The sequence below is a fragment of the Mesorhizobium sp. M7A.F.Ca.ET.027.03.2.1 genome, from assembly GCF_003999175.1.
Classification (GTDB): domain Bacteria; phylum Pseudomonadota; class Alphaproteobacteria; order Rhizobiales; family Rhizobiaceae; genus Mesorhizobium.
In genome coordinates this window covers 1-2,977 of sequence record NZ_RZOM01000788.1, presented here as the reverse complement: position 1 = coordinate 2,977, position 2,977 = coordinate 1, and the positions used below count along the sequence as shown (strand labels likewise).

The 2,977-nt window shown below is 65.3% G+C and carries 4 protein-coding genes; 1 reads left to right on the top strand and 3 read right to left on the bottom strand.

Annotated elements, in window-relative coordinates:
- The 3 genes from EN750_RS26895 to purM all read right to left on the bottom strand — a co-directional run.
- Positions 1-254, bottom strand: a 254-nt coding sequence (locus EN750_RS26895; RefSeq protein ID WP_189526475.1) for a histidine phosphatase family protein, incomplete at its 3' end; no start/stop codon positions are given.
- Between the two features lie 15 nt (positions 255-269).
- The gene (gene purN, locus EN750_RS26890) at positions 270-983 is read right to left on the bottom strand and encodes a phosphoribosylglycinamide formyltransferase (RefSeq protein WP_127398439.1); all 714 of its coding nucleotides are present in this window, start codon (positions 981-983) and stop codon (positions 270-272) included.
- Entirely contained in the window at positions 980-2,059 is a 1,080-nt protein-coding gene (gene purM, locus EN750_RS26885; protein ID WP_127398437.1) for a phosphoribosylformylglycinamidine cyclo-ligase, read from the bottom strand. Before purM ends, purN begins: the two co-directional genes overlap by 4 nt.
- Before the next feature lie 239 nt (positions 2,060-2,298).
- On the opposite strand from purM, the gene EN750_RS26880 reads away from it, so the two are divergent.
- Complete coding sequence (locus EN750_RS26880; RefSeq protein WP_127398435.1) at positions 2,299-2,856, top strand: CDP-alcohol phosphatidyltransferase family protein; 558 nt, start codon at positions 2,299-2,301, stop codon at positions 2,854-2,856.
- The last annotated feature ends 121 nt before the right edge of the window (positions 2,857-2,977 follow it).

Sequence of the window (2,977 nt, the reverse complement as noted above, 5' to 3'; positions counted from 1 at the left end):
GCATCGTACAGCGCCTTGATGAATGCGATCCGGGGCTGGACGGGCAGCTCCGCCGCCACCAGCCGCCAGGTGTCGCGGGTGCGCAGCGCCGGCGACACCAGCGCCAGGTCCGGCAGCCAGCCGCGCGCCGCAAGCTCGCGCCCGATCGAGCGCGCCGCCTTCACTCCGCGTTCGGCCAAAGGCCGATCGAAATCATCAAGGCCAGGGTCGTCCCAGCTGGATTTGGCGTGACGAAGCAGGAGAAGCTGTTTCATCGTCACGCTCTCGCCTCACGGCGTGATGCGCGCCAGATGCTCGAGGTCGGTTTCCTCGCGCAGCGGGTCGGGGGCCATCACCACCGAAGTGCCGTTGTCGGCATCGTCGGCAAAGTGGGCAAGCACGGTGCGGCCGGCCTCCATGCGCGCCTTGCCTTCGGCAACCAGTCCCAATGCAAGCGGATAGAGCCGGTGCTCGGCCTTCAGCACGCGGGCCGCCAATGTATCGGCGGTGTCGCCGACCATCACCGGCACGGCCGCCTGTGCGATGATGGGGCCGTCATCCATCTCGGAGGTGACGAAGTGCACGGTGCAGCCATGGATGCGGATGCCGGCGGCCAGTGCGCGCACATGGGTGTCGAGCCCCTTGAACGCCGGCAGCAGGGCAGGGTGGATGTTGATCATGCGGCCCTGCCATCTCTGGACGAAGCCGGGGGTGAGGATGCGCATATAGCCGGCCAGCGCCACGATCTCGGCGTTGAAGGCCGCGAGCGCCGCGTCTATTGCGGCGTCATGCGCCTGCTTGCTGCCATGGTCGGCACGCGAGACGACCTGCGTGGCGATGCCGCGCGCTCTGGCGATGCCGAGCCCGGCGGCGTCCGCCTTGTCGGAAATGACACCGACGATCTCGGCCGGGAACGCCGGGTCGCTGGCCGCGGCAATCAGCGCGGTCATGTTGGAGCCGCGCCCCGAGATCAGGACGACGGTGCGTTTCCTCTGCGCGTTCATAGGCCGATCGAGCCCCGATAGATGACGCCGGCGTCGCGGCGCGGCACGATGCGGCCGATCGGCGTCACCGTCTCGCCGGCCTCCTGCAGCACGGCGGCGACCTGTGCTGCCTGACCGGATGCGACTGCCAGAATCATGCCGATGCCGCAATTGAAGGTGCGCATCATCTCTTCCGGCGCCACGCCGCCGATCTTGGCCAGCCACGAAAACACGGCAGGAACGTCGATCGCTTCGAGGTCGAGTTCGGCCGAAAAATCCTTGGGCAGCACGCGCGGGATGTTTTCCGGGAACCCGCCGCCGGTGATGTGGGCGAGCGCCTTGATACCATGCGTGTTGCGGATCGCCTTGAGAATCGACTTCACGTAGATGCGGGTCGGCTCGAGCAGCGCCTCGGCCAGAGTGGCCTCGTCGTTGAACGGCGCCGGATCGCTCCACGACAGACCGCTGACGGCGACGATGCGGCGCACCAGCGAATATCCGTTCGAGTGCAAGCCGGAGGAAGCCAGGCCCAGCAGCACGTCGCCTTCGACAATATCGTCGGTGGGCAGCAATTGGCCGCGTTCGGCGGCGCCCACCGCAAAGCCGGCGAGGTCGTAGTCATTGCCATGATACATGCCGGGCATCTCGGCCGTCTCGCCGCCGATCAGCGCGCAGCCGGCCTGGCGGCAGCCCTCGGCAATGCCGCCGACGATCGCGGCACCCTGGTCGGGATCGAGCTTGCCGGTGGCGAAATAGTCGAGGAAGAACAGCGGTTCGGCACCTTGCACGACGATGTCGTTGACGCACATGGCGACGAGGTCGATGCCAATCGTGTCGTGCTTGCCGGCATCGATGGCGATCTTGAGCTTGGTGCCGACGCCGTCATTGGCCGCCACCAGCACCGGGTCGGTAAAGCCCGCGGCCTTGAGGTCGAACAGGCCTCCGAAACCGCCGATCTCGCCGTCGGCGCCCGGCCGGCGCGTCGCACGCACCAGCGGCTTGATCTTCTCGACCATGAGATTGCCCGCGTCGATATCGACACCGGCCTCGGCATAGGTGAGCCCGTTCTTGCGCTTGTTCACGTCGCGCTTGCTCATTTCGGGTGCCCGTTCAACAATTTTCCTTGTCGCGGGCTCTTCGCATGAACGGTTTCTGTCCGCAAGGATAACGGCCATTTCGGCCCATAAAACCGTGGACAGGGCGCGCATATAGGCGCTCGTGATTGGCGAAAGCCAAGCTGAAAGCCGCTCTCCCGTGCGGGAGATCGGCAGCTTCTCTCTTGTTGCCACCCGCTATCTTCATCATCTATCTCCGACCAAGAGGAGGTGCCAAGCATTTGACCATCCCAAACCTGATCACCATCCTGCGCCTTATCCTGGTGCCGGCGGTGGTGCTGGCGATGCTGCAGGCGCGCTGGGACTGGGCTTTTGCCGGGTTCCTCGTCGCCGGCATTTCCGACGGCGTAGACGGGTTCATCGCCCGCCGTTTCAACCAGCAGTCCACGCTCGGCGCGTATCTCGACCCGGTGGCCGACAAGCTGCTGCTGGTTTCGGTGTTCGTGGTCATGAGCTTCATCGGGCAATTGCCGCTGTGGCTTGTCGTCATCATGGTGTCGCGCGACGCATTGATCGTCTGCGCGGTGGTGTTGTCCGCCGTCATGACCCATCCGGTCGAGATGAAACCGTTGTTCGTGTCGAAGGCCAACACCGCGATCCAGATCGTGCTGGCCGCGCTTGTGCTGGGAGAACTTGCCCTTGCCGTTCACCTCGACCCGCTGAGGTCAGCCCTCATATTGCTGTCCGGGGTCTTGACCGTGGCTTCGGCCGCAGCCTATCTCGTGACTTGGCTGAGGCACATGAGCGGCTATGGCGAAGGCTCCACTCCGGACATCTGAGACAGAAGCGGCAGCGATCGAGGCCGCGGCCGCCGACATCGCCGCGTCCGCGACCTTTCGCCGGCAGATCTTCTTCTGGCTGGCCGGTGCCGCGCTGCTGGCGCTTTTCCTCTATGTTTTC

Coding starts and splice junctions, on each gene's coding strand:
- purN (WP_127398439.1), bottom strand. CDS start 983: ATGAACGCGCAGAGGAAACGCACCGTCGTCCTGATCTCGGGGCGCGGC.
- purM (WP_127398437.1), bottom strand. CDS start 2,059: ATGAGCAAGCGCGACGTGAACAAGCGCAAGAACGGGCTCACCTATGCC.